We start from the raw sequence: 15,186 nt of genomic DNA, 5'->3' as shown, positions 1-15,186 counted from the left end.
GACCTCTGATCTACAGCGCTGCTGCAAGAGCGTCTATCGCCACTTTTTGCTAAGACGCCGTGTCGGACACATCCATGTGCGCAATCATATGATCGGCCCACGCATCATAGCCCCCGGCATTGGCGTGGAAGCCGTCGAGGCAAAATCCCGCCGCTGTCACGTCCGGTAACGGCGGCACGCAGACGGCCCCGCGCTCCAGACACAGTTTCGCGCCGATGCGGTTCAGCACCTGTTTGCGCCAATTCAAAATCGTTGCCAGCGGGTGCGGCAGTGCTGGCGCGACAGAAAGGTCAATCGCCTGATGCCACAGGATAGTGGAGGCCGGAAAGCGCGTGCACAGTGCGTAGATCAGCGTGCCGAATTCCTTCTTCCAGCGCGGGCCGGAATGGAAATTCTTCATGTCGTTGGTGCCAAGCATAAGGACAATATGGGTGTAGTCGGATGGCTCAAGATGCGGCACCACATAGTCGCGCACCTGCCCCGCCGTTGCGCTGTTGTGGCCGCTGGTTCTCCAACTCACCGTCTTGCCAGTAGTCTCGTGCAGCTTTCGCGCCATCTGCGGTCCAAGCTGATCGTTCGTTGTCTCCAAACCCACGCCAGCCGCAGATGAATCGCCCACCACAAGCAAGCGTAGGCTCGGCTCACCTTTACCGAACACACCATGAAGCGGCCCTACGGGCGGCGGCAGACGCATTGAATTCATGCGCACCCACGCGCCCTGGCCAAAATAGACCGGCAGTGCGAGCCAAGATAAGAAAGAAGCGAGAGCGGTATTCATAGCGCGGTCTATTGAAGCCAAACGTAGCAAATGTCACGCCCTTGCGGCGGCTTTTGCGCAATGATTGTCTAAAGCAAAAAGGCCAAGGGAAAATCAATGAGCAAGAAGGCGCGGGGCGATCACCATGCGGGCAAGACCCCGCCGAAAGCGCCCAAGCGCATTTTCCTGTTTTCAGACGGCACCGGCAACGCCGCTTCTACACTCACCAAAACCAATGTCTGGCGCATGTATCAGGCGCTCGAAAAAAGTGGGGAGGGCGAACCGATCCAGGTCGCGCTGTATGACAATGGTGTCGGCACCTCTTCCTTTCGCCCGCTGACGATCATCGCAGGGATTTTCGGCTTTGGGCTGAAGCAGAACGTTCTCGATCTCTACCGCTTCTTGTGCCTGCAATATGAGGAAGGCGCCGAGATCTATCTGATCGGCTTTTCACGTGGCGCTTTCACCATGCGTCTGCTCGCCTCAATGGTGGCGTTGAACGGCATTTTGAAACTGGGCCGCGCCGAGGGCGGCATTGACCCCACGCAGATCGACCGTGCTGGAAACATCGCTTTCCAAAGGTTGAGTGATCTGTTCCCCGCACGAAACCCGCTGCTGCACCCCCTGCGTTGGCTGCGCAACCGTTTTACCCGCAAGAGCTTTGGCGAAGATAAAACCCATTTCGACGATCTCGCCCGTCATACATCGCGCGATATCACCTTCATGGGCCTGTTCGAAACGGTGTCCGCCTATGGCGGTCCGGTTCAGGAATTCACCGATGCATTCTCGTGGCTGTTTTTTCCCACCGAGCCGGAAGACTGGACCGTTGGCCCCCATGTGAGACAAGTCTGCCACGCGCTTGCTCTGGATGAGCCGCGCCATTCGTTCTGGCCAAAGCTCGTCAACGAAGCAAAAGACCCAAATTGGAACGATCCCCACACCGTGCCGGAACTGGAACCGGGAGATCGTATCGAGCAGGTGTGGTTTGCCGGAGCGCATGCCCATGTCGGCGGCGGTTATGCCAATGACGGGCTTTCAATGGTGCCGCTGAACTGGATGTTCGACAAGCTGCGCTTCGGCCACAACATCAGATTTGATGAAAGCGCATTGGATCAATTCAAAGCGGCAGAAGATGTTTGCGCACCACTGGCGGACCCGCGCGACGGGGCCGGTTTCGTCTACCGCTACAACCCGCGCAACTTGTCACGAATGACCGAAGACCCGCGCAACAACATTTACACCGCCAAGCCCAAAATACACCATTCGGTCTTTGATCGGATGAAACAAAACCCCGACTACGCGCCCATCGCTATCAACCGCGACTACGAAATCGTCGATAAATGGAAGGCCAAAGACCACCACGCCGTTTACGACCGCAAGGCCGATTTCCATCTTAACGAATCCGAATGGACACCGCAGGACACGCAGGGGCGCGCCTTTGTGCCGGACGCAAACCCTATGAACCCGCTTTTCACCGCCAAGCGGTTCAACGCTCATGTGGAAGCGGCATGGGACGACGTTTGGTTGCGCCGTATCCTTTTCGCGGTTCAGATGATTTTGATGTTCGCGCTCATAGCCTCACCGTGGTTGCTGGGTGCAGAGAAGAATTCAGCCTGCGAAAGCCCGTTATGCTTCTTGCGCGAACCCATCCGCACCCTTGCTTCGCTCTTACCCGGACCAGCGCAACCCTGGGCCGATGTCTTCAGCGCCAACCCAACCATCATAACGCTGGGGCTGATCGCGTTTGCAGGCACCATCGTCACGGGCCGCCGCATACGCCACGGCATCAACGCGACGCTGATCGGCTACTGGCATTATCTGGTGGGCCGAACGGACACGAAACCACCAGAACCGGAGAAAAGCTGGATTTACACGCTTCGCAACAGCGCTTGGTATCGCTTTTTCTTCCATAAACTGAAGCACAACCTGATGACGGTTTTTTTCGGCCTCGTCATTTTGAATATCCTGATCGTCGGCATCAATCAGGGCGTGTTGTATGTGCGCGACCGATCTTCGCCACAGCTTGCCGTTTGCAACCCGCCCATACCACAAACCAAAGAACCGATCACATTCAATAACCGGCAGGTCTGCATAGACACTGGTGTTGATGTGGTTTTAGGCGGGCAATATCGGGTAACGCTCACACCAAAAGTGGAAACGGGAAACACCGCCCGCTTTCCATGGAAAGACGGATATGCCGCCGCAGGCCCCAACGGCTTGGAAGACACATTCTATGCGTTCGCCGCGAAAGTGTTCTCCATCAGCATAAAGCGCCATCCTACCCGCGCACTCGGCGTGCCGGCCGTCACAATCGGACAGCGGTTTCCGACGCTGCAAAAGGTTACAGACTTTGAATTATCAGAAGATGGCAGCGAATGGAGCGCAACGTTCACCTCTACGGCAGAAGGTCGCGCCTACATGACGATCAACAACGCCGTCATCAGCCCATTGCCTGCAAGGTGGCAATTCTTCTACGCCAACAATCAAGGCGGGGGCAACGTGCGGATAGCTGAGTTTTTTGGTCCGGTGTTTTAAGCGGCTCTAGCCAGCCTCCTGTTCTTGCGTCCACTCACCCAGCGAGGCCAACGAATTCATTCGTGCACGATGGGTGAAGGCAGCACTGGCAGCGCCGACATTCTCCGCCTTGCCACCCCAAGCCGAAAGGGCCGCCGCCTGCAAGGCACGGCCATAGGAATAGGTCACAGCCCATGGCAGTTCATATTCTGCGTTCATTGCAGAGAGGTTCGCTGTCGCTTCGATATCTGATTGTCCGCCGGAGAGAAACGCGATGCCCGGCACAGCCGCTGGCACATTGCGCAGCAGAACAGACACAGTATGCGCCGCCACCTCTTCAGGATCGCATTGGCGCGAGCACTTGCAACCGGGAACAACCATGTTCGGCTTCAAGATCATGCCTTCCAGCATGACCTGCTGTTCATAAAGCTCATCGAAAACGGTTTTCAAAATCGCGCTGGTCACTTCATGGCAGCGTTCGATTGAATGGTCTGCCGGGTCGCCATCCATTTGCACTTCCGGCTCTACGATGGGCACAATGCCCGCTTCCTGACAAAGCGAAGCGTAGCGGGCCAAGGCATGGGCGTTGGCTTTCAACCCACCCAAAGTTGGCAAATCTTCGCTAACGGTTATGACCGCCCGCCATTTGGCGAAGCGAGCACCGGCTTCATGGTATTTTTTCAAACGATCGCGCAGGCCGTCCAAGCCTTCCGTCACCGTCTCACCGGGATGGCCAGCAAGCGGGTGGGCGCCCTTATCGACCTTAATGCCCGGCACCGCACCAGCGGCTCGGATCAAATCAACAAATGGCGTTCCATCGGCAGCTTTTTGAAAAAGCGTTTCTTCAAACATGATGACGCCGCCGACATAGTTTTCCATCGCCTCGGTGGAGCGAAACAGCATCTCGCGATAATCGCGGCGGTTCTCCTCGATGTTCTCTACACCGATGGAATCAAAACGCTTCCCGATTGTCGCGGTGGATTCGTCCGCCGCCAAAATGCCCTTTCCGGGCTCGACCATCTGGAAAGCAATATCATCAAGCCGTTCACTCATCGGGGATTTCCTAGCTCTTTGGCAAAAGGTTTCGCCTTAGCTACCAGCAAACAGGCGTGGCGCAATCCCCGCGCAAAACTTCAAACGGTTTATGTTGAAAATTGACCGTGGAAAAGCGTGCCTCAGGCGCTCAGCGCTGCAACACCAGGCAATTCTTTGCCTTCCATCCATTCCAGAAACGCACCACCCGCTGTCGAAACATAGGTGAAATCGTCGGCCACACCCGCATGGTTGAGCGCTGCCACCGTATCGCCACCACCAGCGATGGAAACCAGCGTGCCAGCCTTCGTCGCTTTGGCGGCCACTTTCGCAGCAGCCACTGTTGCAGCATCGAAAGGCTCGATCTCGAATGCGCCCATCGGGCCATTCCAAACCAAAGTCTTGGCCGCAGCGATACGCTTTTCAATCAGTGCCAGCGTTTTTGGCCCCGCATCCAGGATCATCATATCGGACGGCACTTCGTCTCTCCCGCAAACATGGTTGGGGCTATGCGCTGCAAACGCTTGCGCGACGACAACATCCTCCGGCAGTATGATTTCGCAGCCAGCGTCTTGGGCTTTCGCAACGATGGAAAGCGCAGTGTTCGCCAAATCGTGCTCACACAGGCTTTTGCCGACACCCAGACCGAGCGCGGCGAGAAACGTGTTCGCCATACCGCCGCCAATGACCAGATGGTCGACTTTAGCCACCAGATTGCCGAGCAGATCGAGCTTTGTAGACACCTTGGCCCCGCCAACGATCGCGATCACAGGACGGTCAGGATTGCCGAGCCCTGCCTCCAGCGCCTCCAATTCCTGCTGCATCGTGCGCCCCGCATAGGAAGGCAAAAGCTGTGCAATGCCTTCGGTAGACGCATGAGCGCGGTGTGCTGCAGAGAACGCATCGTTGACGTAGATGTCGCCCATTGCCGCCAGCGCCTTTGCAAATTCAGGCTCGTTGCTTTCCTCGCCCGGGTGGAAGCGTGTGTTTTCCATCATCAGCACCTCGCCATCGCCCATGTTTGCAATTTGCGCGGTGATTTCATCAGGCATCTTCGTCCCAACAAATCCGACAGCAACGCCCAGCACGTCCGCTACTGCAGAAACGATGCGCCCGAGGCTCATCTCCGGCACATACTGACCTTTGGGCCGCCCATAATGCGCCAGCAAAATCACTTTCGCGCCTTTGCCAGAAAGCTCCATAATCGTCGGCTTCACCCGCTCGATGCGCGTAGTATCGCTGACCCGATCACCGTCCATCGGCACATTGATATCCACCCGCACCAAAACGCGCTTACCGATAATGTCTTGAAGATCGTCGAGGGTTTTAAAGGTCATATGTGCGGCTCACACGTTAAGATTTGAGTAACCATATATATTTACGGGTTGTTAAAACACTCCGGGCGGCAGCAATCCAATGAACATTCACCTCGCAGCGGCATTTGCCGCCACACTCACGCTTTCTGCCTGCGCCAACGCAGTCAAGCCAAGCGAATTGCCTCAAATGCGGATCGTCGATGTTCAGGTGGAAGTCAATCCAGGCGTGCAAGCGGCTTCCGACATCAGCACCAAAGTACGTCAATCTAGCCTTGCAGCAGCGCAGGCCTACAACGCCTATATGCCTGCCGATGCGCCTTTAAAAACGATGCAGATCAACATCGACAAGGTTCACTACAAAAATCCGCTTGCCTCTCTGCTTATCGGCGATGCCAACTCAATCGCAGGCGTGGTCGCGGGCGGTGTCACACCAGCAACACGCGTTGGATATTTGGATGCGGGATCTGGCGCCATCAACGGGATTGCTGGCGCAGTCATTGCCGCTGCCAGCGACAAGGCCAAAGCGGACACGCGCCTTGCCAAGGGCCTTGCAAACTCAGCAGTTGCGAAAGTTTACGGACAAAACAGCGTTCCAATGTTCGTTTCCAGACACATGGAAGGACGTCCAACCAAATTCACGCCGCAGCGTCAGACGGTTGCTGCGCAAGCGCCAACAGGAAACTCTTACGCACGCCCCAAAAGACAGCCAGCAAGTTCACCAACAGCGCCAACCGCACCCGTGAACTAGAGCAGCCCGCCCATGACCCGTGTCACGTCCGTCATGCGGCACGAAAAGCCCCATTCGTTGTCATACCACGCCATGATCTGAACCATCGTGTCGCTCATCACCCGCGTTTGTGCCGGCGCAAAGCAGGACGACGCAGGATTGTGGTTGAAATCGACGGAAACCTTCGGCTCAGGATCATAATCCAGAATACCTTGCAGCGGTTCGCTTGATGCCGCCACCCGCATGGCCTCGTTAATTTCTTCAACGGTCGTCTTGCGAGATGCGACGAATTTCAGATCAACGAGCGACACATTCGGCGTCGGCACACGCACGGCAGACCCGTCTAGTTTGCCCTGTAGTTCCGGGATCACCAGCCCAACAGCCTTCGCAGCGCCCGTAGACGTCGGGATCATGGACACAGCAGCCGCGCGGGCGCGGTAGACGTCTTTGTGGTGACGGTCGAGTGTCGGTTGATCGCCGGTATAGGAATGGACGGTGGTCATGAAACCGTGGTCGATCCCGATGGCGTTGTTCAAGGCAAAGACAACCGGCGCAAGGCAGTTTGTGGTGCAGGAAGCAGCGGAAATCACCAGATCATCCCTGGTGATATCGTTGTGGTTCACGCCGTAAACAATCGTCTTGTCAGCAGGCTTGCCCGGCGCAGAAAGCAGAACGCGCTTAGCACCCGCCTGCGTGATATGCGGCATTGCTTTCTCAGTGGAATTGAACGCGCCAGTGCATTCCAAAACGATATCAACGCCCAACTCACCCCACGGCAGATTGGCGGGATTGCGGTCTGCGTAAAACGGCACGGGCCCACGGCCGATATTGATCGTGTTGTCTTCGACCTTGACCTTGTCGGGGAAATTGCCGTGCACACTGTCATAGCGCAGCAGATGGGCGTGGGTTTCCACAGGACCGGAATTGTTGATCGCGACGACTTCAATGTCATCGCAACCCAACTCGTGAATGGCGCGATAAGTCAAACGCCCGATGCGGCCAAAGCCGTTGATGGCAACACGAATAGCCATGAATATCTGCCCCTGAAGATGCTCGGACTGCTTGCCTAAGATCAGACAAGCGGCGCTCTTGGCAGCCTCTTAAAGACAGCAATTGCCGCGCACCACCCTTTGAAAAAACATCAAACGATTGAAATTGGGGACTGTCGTTATTCTTTGGTCGAAGGGCCGAATTTATGCCTGAAGCCGTGCCTGAACAGCATCCACTAGCGCATCAGCGGTTATGCCAAAATGCTCGTAGAGTTCCTTATACGGCCCGGACGCGCCGAAGCTGTCCATGCCGATAAAGATGCCATCGGAACCGATAATCGCGTCCCAGCCTTGGCGAACCGCAGCTTCCACACCCACACGGATAGGCGCATCACCCAATGTGGCGGCGCGGTATTCGCCGCTTTGCGTCTCGAACAGCTCGAAACACGGCACCGAAACCACGCGGGTTGGCACACCGGCGCTATCAAGCTTCTCTTTCGCTTCCAAAGCCAGTTCAACCTCAGAACCGGAGGCAAAGATAGAAACCTGCGCTTCGTCTTCGGCAGCAGCCAGTTCGTAAGCACCCCGGGCGCAAAGGTTTTCGGCTTCAAACGTCGCACGAACTGATGGCAAATCCTGGCGCGTCAGCGCGATGGCCGACGGAGTCTTTTCCGCTTCAAGCGCCAATTGCCAACACTCGGCAGTTTCGGTCACGTCAGCAGGGCGGAACACATTGAGGTTTGGGATCGACCGCAACGCAGCCAATTGCTCTACCGGCTGATGGGTCGGACCGTCTTCGCCCAGGCCGATGGAATCATGGGTCAGCACATGCACAACCCTGATCTCCATAAGCGCCGCAAGGCGAATAGATGGGCGGCAATAATCCGAGAAAATCAGAAAACCACCGGAATATGGAATAAGCCCGCCGTGCAGCGCGATGCCGTTCATTGCAGCCGCCATCGCGTGCTCACGAATACCGTAATGGACAAACCGACCGGAAAAATCGTCTGGCGTAATCGGCGGTGTCTGACTCGTATTGGTGTTGTTCGATCCAGTCAGATCAGCCGAGCCGCCAATCGTTTCCGGCACCACGCCGTTAATGACTTCAAGCGCCGCCTGTGAAGCCTTGCGGGTCGCTTTCTTTGGCTGTTCGTCGGCAAGCTCTTTCTTGTAGGCGGCAATCGCATCGCCAAATCCGGCAGGCAATTCGCCCCGCTGACGGCGTTCAAACTCGCCGCGCAACGTGCTGTCGCTCGTTTCCAAACGTTTCTGCCATTCCTTATGCGCCTGTGCAGAACGAAGACCGGCAATGCGCCAAGCGTCGCAAATATCGGCAGGCAGTGTGAACGGCTCTGCGTCCCAACCGAGCGTTTCGCGGGCGATCTTGATTTCTTCATTGCCAAGCGGCGCACCATGCGCGTCTTTAGTACCGGCCTTGGTGGGCGCTCCGAAACCGATAATGGTCTTGGCTGCAATCATCGTCGGCTTGTCCGATTTCTTGGCCTGCTCCAGCGCGGCGGAAATGTCTTCCGGGTCGTGGCCGTCTACCTCAATCGTGTTCCACTGGCAGGATTTGAACCGCATGATCTGGTCGGTGGAATCCGACACGGAAATCGGGCCATCAATCGAAATGTTGTTGTTGTCCCAGATCACTATCAGCTTGTTGAGCTTCAAATGACCCGCAAGCGTGATCGCCTCTTGGCTGATGCCCTCCATCAGGCAACCATCGCCGACAAGGCAGTAGGTGTGGTGATCGACGATATCAGCACCGAACTCATCTGCCAGCTTGCGCTCCGCCATCGCCATGCCAACAGCGTTTGCGATGCCTTGGCCCAGTGGTCCCGTTGTTGTCTCGATGCCAGCAGCGTGGCCGTATTCGGGGTGACCCGCTGTCTTCGAACCGATTTGGCGGAAATTGCGGATCTGATCCATGTCAATGTCTTCATAGCCCAGCAGGAAAAGCGAGGAATAAAGCAGCATCGAACCGTGGCCAGCAGACAAAACGAATCGGTCGCGGTCCGGCCAGTTCGGGTTCTTCGGGTCAAACTTCATATGCTGGGTGAAAAGCACCGTTGCGATGTCGGCTGCGCCCATTGGCAGGCCCGGATGGCCGGAATTGGCGGCTTGCACCGCATCGGCAGAGAGAAAACGGATGGCATTTGCCATACCGGCATGTTTCGATTCTGAGGTCATGAAATTGCGCGGAACGTCCGCTTCCTTCGCCTTGGCCGCACCATGTTTTTCCCAACACGATCAACGGTCTGTGTGACAAATGGCAGGAACGGCGGATGCCTGAGGCACGTCTCCACCACGCCCTGCCGGAAAGTGGGCGAGACATAGCACCCTGCCCCGATGAGTCAATTCAACCTGTGGTCACAAATTCGCCTCTGTGGAGACTGCTGCAAACGTCACAATTTCAGCCACTTTGTGCTTTGCCTAAATGCATCGGGATAACCTCCCGTGCTGATTGACGATTTGAGCATTTTGGAGTTTGACTGTGAACGAGTTCGACTAACGCAGGCACGCAATAGACGCGCGCGCCAGCTTTTTGGAAAACAGAGAAAGCATCTCTTTCATGGCAGAAGACGCCAAAGACAAAGCGGCTAGAGAACCCAAAGTCGGCGTGAGCGATGCCGAAGCCCAGGGAAAATCTCTTACGGCTGCTTTGAAAAAACTCAACGATGCTCTCGACAAACTTGAGCACAAAGCGGGCGCTTATGTACCAGCCGACAAAGACGAAGAACTGCAACGTCTCGCAGACGACCGCGCCCGTCTGGGCCGTGACCTCGACGCTGCGGCGGCCCGCGCCGAGCGGTTGAAAGAGGTCAACAGCGAAGTGTCCCGCCGTCTCGTCGGCGCTATGGAAATGGTGCGCGGCGTCATCGAGAAAAAAGGTTAGTATGATGCCTCAGGTGGCAGTTCAGATAAACGGCAAGACGTATCGCATGGCGTGCGACGAGGGGCAGGAAGACCATCTTCTCGACCTCGCCAAGCGCTTCGATAAGACGATCACCTCTTTGAAGGGTTCTTTCGGCGAAATCGGCGATCAGCGCCTCACAGTCATGGCCGGTATTATGGTGCAGGACGAGTTGGTGGAATTGAAACGTAAAATCGCTGGCATGGAAGCGGAACTGGCTGAATTGCACCGCGAAGCGGATTCCGGCAGCCAACAGGCCGAAATCGCAGCAGCCCTCACCAAAACCGCAGAGCGCATTGAGGCGGTGACACGCAAATTGGCATAGCAGCCCCAAGTGCAGCTAGCTATTCCCTCGGCCGCGCCCTATATTCGCGCTCTGGCGGGCTGCGCGGTTTGTGTCGATCTTCACATCCCCGGGGCCTTACCATTCCGAACGGGAGTTGTCCCTGTCCTCGACCGTGGTCTTGGCTACACGACGCCCACCTACCTAGTAGGTTTCCGGGATCGAAACATATCGCACGGCCGATGTGGCTCGCCTACTCATTCCGTTTAACGGGGAACTTGTTCAAAACCGTGCATAGGCAGACATGACTGAACTTGTTTTGAACAACCCAACCCAACAAAAAGCCAACCTTCGCAAGACCGCCCTCTCCCGCCGCGATGCGCTGGCGGAAGACGCGCGCATTGAAGCCTCGCTTGCTGCGGCAGAATTCGCCGCCAACTACGCGCCTCTCAATCAAGAATTCATGCCCGGCACGGTCGTTGCGGGATTTCATCCCATCCGCTCCGAAATTGACCCCCGCCCCTTGATGGCCACCCTAGCCGCCCGCGGCGCGCGGCTTTGCCTGCCGGTGGTCACCGATAAAACCACCATCATCTTCCGCGAACTCATCCGCGGCGCACCGATGGTGAAAACAGGGTTTGGCACTGTCGGGCCAGATGAGAATGCTGCCGTTCTCGACCCTCAAATCCTGCTTGTCCCGCTCAGCGTGTTCGATACGCGCGGCGGACGCATTGGCTACGGAGCGGGCTTTTACGACCGCGCCATCGACAAACTCATCGCAAAAGGCATTACGCCCAAACTGATTGGAATGGCTTACGCTTTGCAACAGGCCGATGAAGTGCCAATGGAACCCCATGATCGCTTTCTTGATGCGGTCATCACCGAAAAAGGCGTGATAGACGCCAAAGGAAACAATACATGAGACTGATGTTTCTCGGTGATATGTGCGGAAAGACAGGCCGTGAAGCGGTGTGGGATTTCCTGCCGGATGCCCGCAAAAAACTCGATCTGGATTTCGTTATCGTCAACGGCGAAAACGCAGCCGGTGGCTTTGGCATTACTGAAAAAATATATCACCAAACAATCGAAGCCGGTGCAGATGTCGTCACCACAGGCAACCACGCCTTCGACCAAAAAGAAGCACTTGGTTTCTGCCAGCGCGAAGACCGCTTTTTACGGCCTGCCAACTACCCGTCCGGCACGCCCGGTCGCGGCTCAAACCTGTATGAAGCGAGAAACGGTGCGCGCGTTCTGGTCTCCAACATCATGGGGCGCCTTTTCATGCACCCCGATCTTGACGACCCGTTCCAGGCCGCCGAGCGCGAACTTGCAGCCTGCCCACTGGGCGAAGCGGCGGACGCGGTGGTGATAGACTTCCACGCGGAAGCGACGAGCGAGAAACAGTGCTTCGGCCATTTCGTTGATGGCCGCGCCAGCCTTGTTGTCGGCACGCACACCCATATCCCAACCGCCGACCACCAAATCCTAAGCGGTGGCACGGCCTATATGAGCGATGCGGGCATGTGCGGCGACTACGATTCATCCATCGGCATGGCGAAGGAAGAACCGCTCAATCGCTTTCTGTCGAAGATCGGCAAGAACCGGATGGAACCGGCAGAAGGTCCAGCAACCATTAGCGGCGTGATGGTGCAAACCGACGACCGCACAGGGCTGGCCACCAACATCGCGCCCATAAGAGTTGGCGGACGCTTGAGCGAAGTCTGGCCGGACTTCTAAGCCCGACTACGCGCCGATAAAGCCCGTCCGTTCGAAGAACCAGAACGCGCCCATCGCAGCGATGCCCAAAGATGCGGGAATGACAATCAGGCGACGATACCAGGACTTGCGCATAAACCAGCCGACCAGGGCGAAAGCGATGGCGATCACCGCCAGCTGACCAATCTCCACACCCACGTTGAACGAAATAAGCGCGGTCGCGAAATAATCCGCGGGCAAGCCGACTTCTCCCAGAACACCAGCAAAGCCCATCCCGTGCAAAAGCCCGAACAGGAACACAATGATCGGTCGCCAGATATGAAGTTTCTGCGTCAGAATATTTTCAACCGCCACATAGACGATCGAAAGCGCAATCAGCGGTTCCACGATTGATGGTGCCAAAGCCACCACACCGTTTACGCTCAGTGCCAGTGTAATCGTATGCGCGATTGTAAACGCCGTGACCTGCGCCAGAAGTGGCTTCCACGACTGGCTAAGCAGGAAGAGGCCCAGAACAAACAAAATATGATCCAGACCAGCAGGAATGATGTGAACGAAACCTTGGTAAAGGTAGTAGCTGACGGTTCCCCAGAAAGTGCGCTCCTCAGCAACCGATAAATCCATCGGCCCACTTTCCGCACCTGTGTTGAAGAATTGCGCAAACTGCTCTTGGCCAGGACGGTTGATACGCAAAATCGAAGCGCCATAACGTGACGCATAAGCCCACGCAACCGTCTGTGTGCCTTCTGGAACCATGCCCGTCAGTTGCAACGTTGAAAGGCGAGCCAGCTCAGTGTCACCCACTTCAGGGATTGTCATGCCCGCAATGTCAAAGGCGGCAGTGCTATCGCCAAAAGACAGCCCGACCGCTGCCAGCCAATCCGGCGCAACGGCGCGGAATGCCTCTTCCAGCGCGGCAGGCTCAAGCGTGCGCAATTCGTTGTAGCGCTGCGCATTTGGGCTTTCACTCGTGTCTTCGTGTTCGCTGCCAATATCGGCAACGATCGCCTCTATATTGGCTGAAACATCGAGCTGAAACGATCGATCCTCGTTGAGCGTCAGTTCAAAAATCGCTGGACGTATTTCATGGGCGTAGACGCTGGCAACAAAAGACAAGACGAAAGCGAGGGCGAAACCGAACAAAGGCAGGCGGCGCATCGTATACAACTCAACTAATCAACTGACACTATGCCTCCCTTTAATCACGCTCTCATTTGCTGCACAATGCGACTTCCAGATTACGTCTCCCCTCCAACACGGATATCCAAAACGTGAAACGCTTCGCCGCATTTTTCTGTCTAACGCTGTTTTTGTGCAGCGCTGCCGCCGCCCATGAATACTATCTTGAGCCGACAAAATATTCTGTCGCGCTGGACGAGCAGTTTGGCGTCGAACACAAAAACGGCATGCGCTTTAAGGGCAATGCCTATCCATTCATCAACGCATGGAACGTGCGCTCCGAAGCATGGCAAAACGGCGCGAAGGTCGATTTGCGTGGCAAAGACGGTGACCGCCCTGCACTGACGCTGAAATCCAACCGACCCGGCCTCGTAATCCTTGTGCACGAAAGCAAGCCTGAGACGCTCAAATTCTTGAAGTGGGAAAAGTTCGTGAGCTACCTCGCTGACGAAGGGCTGGAGCATATGGAGGCCGAGCATTTAAAGGCTGGCCACCCCCGTGAAGGCATCAAGGAAATTTACACCCGTTTCGCCAAAACGCTGGTTAATGTTGGCGGCACCGAGGGGAACGACCAGCCCACCGGCTTAAAATTCGAGCTTGTCGCCCTGGAAAATCCGGCCCGCCTTGCCAAAGGCGCTCCACTGCCTATTCAAGCGCTGCTTGATGGCAAACCATTGGCGGACGCTACGATCAAAGTCTTCGCCGGCATCGATACCGAAGCCGCTCACCGCATCAAGACGGACGCTGAAGGCAAAGCAATGATTCCAGACGATGGTGCTGGGCCTTACCTGCTCAACGCCGTGCACATGGTCCCACCCGTTACAAACGGCGGCCAGTATGACGATGCCCATTGGGAAACTTACTGGGCCTCGCTGGTGCTGGCGCGTTAAGCGGATATGCGAACGCTCATCGCCTTGCTGCTGCTGTTTGCTGCCATCGGTTTCGGCATCGGCATCAGCCTGCCAATTGTTCGCTTCGAGCGGCTTTTCTTCTTCGAGGACACACCGTCGCTGATAGACCTCGTCATCGGATTATCGGCACAAGGCAGTTGGTTGATTGCGCTCGCAGTTCTTCTGTTCTCGATCATCTTTCCAATAGTAAAATTGTCGATCACCTATCTAACGGCCTTTGCCCCCGAAGCATTCACCGAAACAACGCACACATCGCTGGCACGTTGGGCACCGGCGTTGGCAAAATGGTCGATGATGGATGTTCTGCTGGTCGCGCTGGTAATCTTCGCGGCCAAGACCTCGGGCTTGGCAACAGCCTTTACGCAGCCCGGCCTGTGGTTCTACGCGGCTTCATCAATTTGTGGCGCAGTCGCAGCAAATTTGCTGAAGCGGCAAGAAACGAAAATTGCTGATTAAGACGGCAAGCAATTTCCTGGATTGAAAGACTTCAAACGTGACGTCATTGCGTCTTCATCAGCGCTGGCATTTTCTGAACGGGTAAAATGGGGATCGCGCGGCTGGCCGGAGGAATAACGGTTCAGCTTGTTGCGCAGTGTGCGCACGGAGATGCCAAGAATATCAGCCGCCCATGTTCGGTTTCCACCACATCGGGTCAGCGTTGCCAAAATCAGATCCTTTTCCACATCGTCCAAAGTGCGGCCCACATGGGGATCAATGTCGAACAACTTTACACTATCAATGTTCGAAGACGCTGGTTTGGAATTTGGCATGTGCGGTATGGCCCTGATGCTGGTGGGGCGCCGATCAACGTGCAGCGCTCTCAGCCACCAGATTTGCAAACTATG

The 15,186-nt window shown here is 56.2% G+C and carries 14 protein-coding genes, 1 other RNA gene and 1 pseudogene; 9 read left to right on the top strand and 7 right to left on the bottom strand.

The features are described from left to right. Nucleotides 1-49 precede the first annotated feature (49 nt). On the bottom strand, nucleotides 50-778 hold the full coding sequence (locus ACFQ14_RS02510; protein WP_377211120.1) for an SGNH/GDSL hydrolase family protein: 729 nt from the start codon (nucleotides 776-778) through the stop codon (nucleotides 50-52). Nucleotides 779-874: 96 nt separating this feature from the next. Between ACFQ14_RS02510 and ACFQ14_RS02505 the strand changes: the two genes are divergently transcribed. Continuing rightward, nucleotides 875-3,292, top strand: a complete 2,418-nt coding sequence (locus tag ACFQ14_RS02505) for a DUF2235 domain-containing protein (RefSeq protein ID WP_377211119.1) — start codon at nucleotides 875-877, stop codon at nucleotides 3,290-3,292. Between the two features lie 6 nt (nucleotides 3,293-3,298). Here the strand turns inward: ACFQ14_RS02505 and ACFQ14_RS02500 are convergent, their stop codons facing one another. Both ACFQ14_RS02500 and ACFQ14_RS02495 read right to left on the bottom strand, forming a co-directional pair. Beyond that, nucleotides 3,299-4,324, bottom strand: coding sequence for a class I fructose-bisphosphate aldolase (locus tag ACFQ14_RS02500; RefSeq protein ID WP_377211118.1), 1,026 nt, complete (start codon nucleotides 4,322-4,324; stop codon nucleotides 3,299-3,301). Nucleotides 4,325-4,446: 122 nt separating this feature from the next. Beyond that, a complete protein-coding gene (locus ACFQ14_RS02495; protein ID WP_377211117.1) occupies nucleotides 4,447-5,640 on the bottom strand; it encodes a phosphoglycerate kinase in 1,194 nt (397 codons plus the stop codon). A gap of 79 nt (nucleotides 5,641-5,719) precedes the next feature. Here ACFQ14_RS02495 and ACFQ14_RS02490 point away from each other — a divergent pair, with 79 nt between their 5' ends. Next, a complete protein-coding gene (locus tag ACFQ14_RS02490) occupies nucleotides 5,720-6,367 on the top strand; it encodes a hypothetical protein (RefSeq protein ID WP_377211116.1) in 648 nt (215 codons plus the stop codon). Here ACFQ14_RS02490 and gap read toward each other — a convergent pair. Then, nucleotides 6,364-7,377 carry a type I glyceraldehyde-3-phosphate dehydrogenase gene (gap, locus tag ACFQ14_RS02485; protein WP_377211115.1) on the bottom strand — a complete coding sequence of 338 codons (1,014 nt, stop codon included), beginning with the start codon at nucleotides 7,375-7,377 and terminating at the stop codon, nucleotides 6,364-6,366. The two genes, ACFQ14_RS02490 and gap, sit on opposite strands and share 4 nt — an antisense overlap. Before the next feature lie 162 nt (nucleotides 7,378-7,539). Further along, nucleotides 7,540-9,528, bottom strand: a complete 1,989-nt coding sequence (gene tkt / locus ACFQ14_RS02480) for a transketolase (RefSeq protein WP_377211114.1) — start codon at nucleotides 9,526-9,528, stop codon at nucleotides 7,540-7,542. 382 nt (nucleotides 9,529-9,910) lie between these two features. Between tkt and ACFQ14_RS02475 the strand changes: the two genes are divergently transcribed. From ACFQ14_RS02475 to ACFQ14_RS02455, 5 genes are all read left to right on the top strand, one after another. After that, nucleotides 9,911-10,234: a DUF4164 family protein gene (locus ACFQ14_RS02475; RefSeq protein WP_377211113.1), complete on the top strand. Its 324-nt coding sequence runs from the start codon at nucleotides 9,911-9,913 to the stop codon at nucleotides 10,232-10,234. 4 nt (nucleotides 10,235-10,238) lie between these two features. After that, nucleotides 10,239-10,577 (top strand): cell division protein ZapA, encoded by a 339-nt coding sequence (locus ACFQ14_RS02470; protein WP_377211112.1) that lies wholly within the window; start codon nucleotides 10,239-10,241, stop codon nucleotides 10,575-10,577. A 53-nt stretch (nucleotides 10,578-10,630) separates the two neighbouring features. Further along, a non-coding RNA gene (gene ssrS, locus ACFQ14_RS02465) (6S RNA) lies at nucleotides 10,631-10,790 on the top strand. A gap of 49 nt (nucleotides 10,791-10,839) precedes the next feature. After that, nucleotides 10,840-11,457: a 5-formyltetrahydrofolate cyclo-ligase gene (locus ACFQ14_RS02460; protein ID WP_377211111.1), complete on the top strand. Its 618-nt coding sequence runs from the start codon at nucleotides 10,840-10,842 to the stop codon at nucleotides 11,455-11,457. Beyond that, nucleotides 11,454-12,272 (top strand): TIGR00282 family metallophosphoesterase, encoded by an 819-nt coding sequence (locus tag ACFQ14_RS02455; RefSeq protein WP_377211110.1) that lies wholly within the window; start codon nucleotides 11,454-11,456, stop codon nucleotides 12,270-12,272. The genes ACFQ14_RS02460 and ACFQ14_RS02455 overlap by 4 nt, the downstream gene beginning before the upstream one ends. A gap of 6 nt (nucleotides 12,273-12,278) precedes the next feature. Here ACFQ14_RS02455 and ACFQ14_RS02450 read toward each other — a convergent pair whose 3' ends face one another. Continuing rightward, nucleotides 12,279-13,409 (bottom strand): HupE/UreJ family protein, encoded by a 1,131-nt coding sequence (locus tag ACFQ14_RS02450; protein WP_377211109.1) that lies wholly within the window; start codon nucleotides 13,407-13,409, stop codon nucleotides 12,279-12,281. Nucleotides 13,410-13,522: 113 nt separating this feature from the next. Here ACFQ14_RS02450 and ACFQ14_RS02445 point away from each other — a divergent pair, with 113 nt between their 5' ends. Next, nucleotides 13,523-14,320 (top strand): DUF4198 domain-containing protein, encoded by a 798-nt coding sequence (locus tag ACFQ14_RS02445; protein WP_377211108.1) that lies wholly within the window; start codon nucleotides 13,523-13,525, stop codon nucleotides 14,318-14,320. Nucleotides 14,321-14,326: 6 nt separating this feature from the next. Beyond that, nucleotides 14,327-14,797, top strand: a complete 471-nt coding sequence (locus tag ACFQ14_RS02440) for a paraquat-inducible protein A (RefSeq protein WP_377211107.1) — start codon at nucleotides 14,327-14,329, stop codon at nucleotides 14,795-14,797. Here ACFQ14_RS02440 and ACFQ14_RS02435 read toward each other — a convergent pair. Next, nucleotides 14,794-15,045 (bottom strand): annotated as a pseudogene (locus ACFQ14_RS02435) (helix-turn-helix domain-containing protein); the annotation flags it as partial. The gene ACFQ14_RS02440 and the pseudogene ACFQ14_RS02435 sit on opposite strands and share 4 nt — an antisense overlap. Between the last annotated feature and the right edge of the window lie 141 nt (nucleotides 15,046-15,186).

This window comes from Pseudahrensia aquimaris, assembly GCF_042676045.1.
In the GTDB taxonomy this organism is placed as follows: Bacteria; Pseudomonadota; Alphaproteobacteria; order Rhizobiales; family Rhizobiaceae; genus Pseudahrensia; species Pseudahrensia aquimaris.
This window is presented reverse-complemented; position numbering and strand designations above follow the sequence as displayed.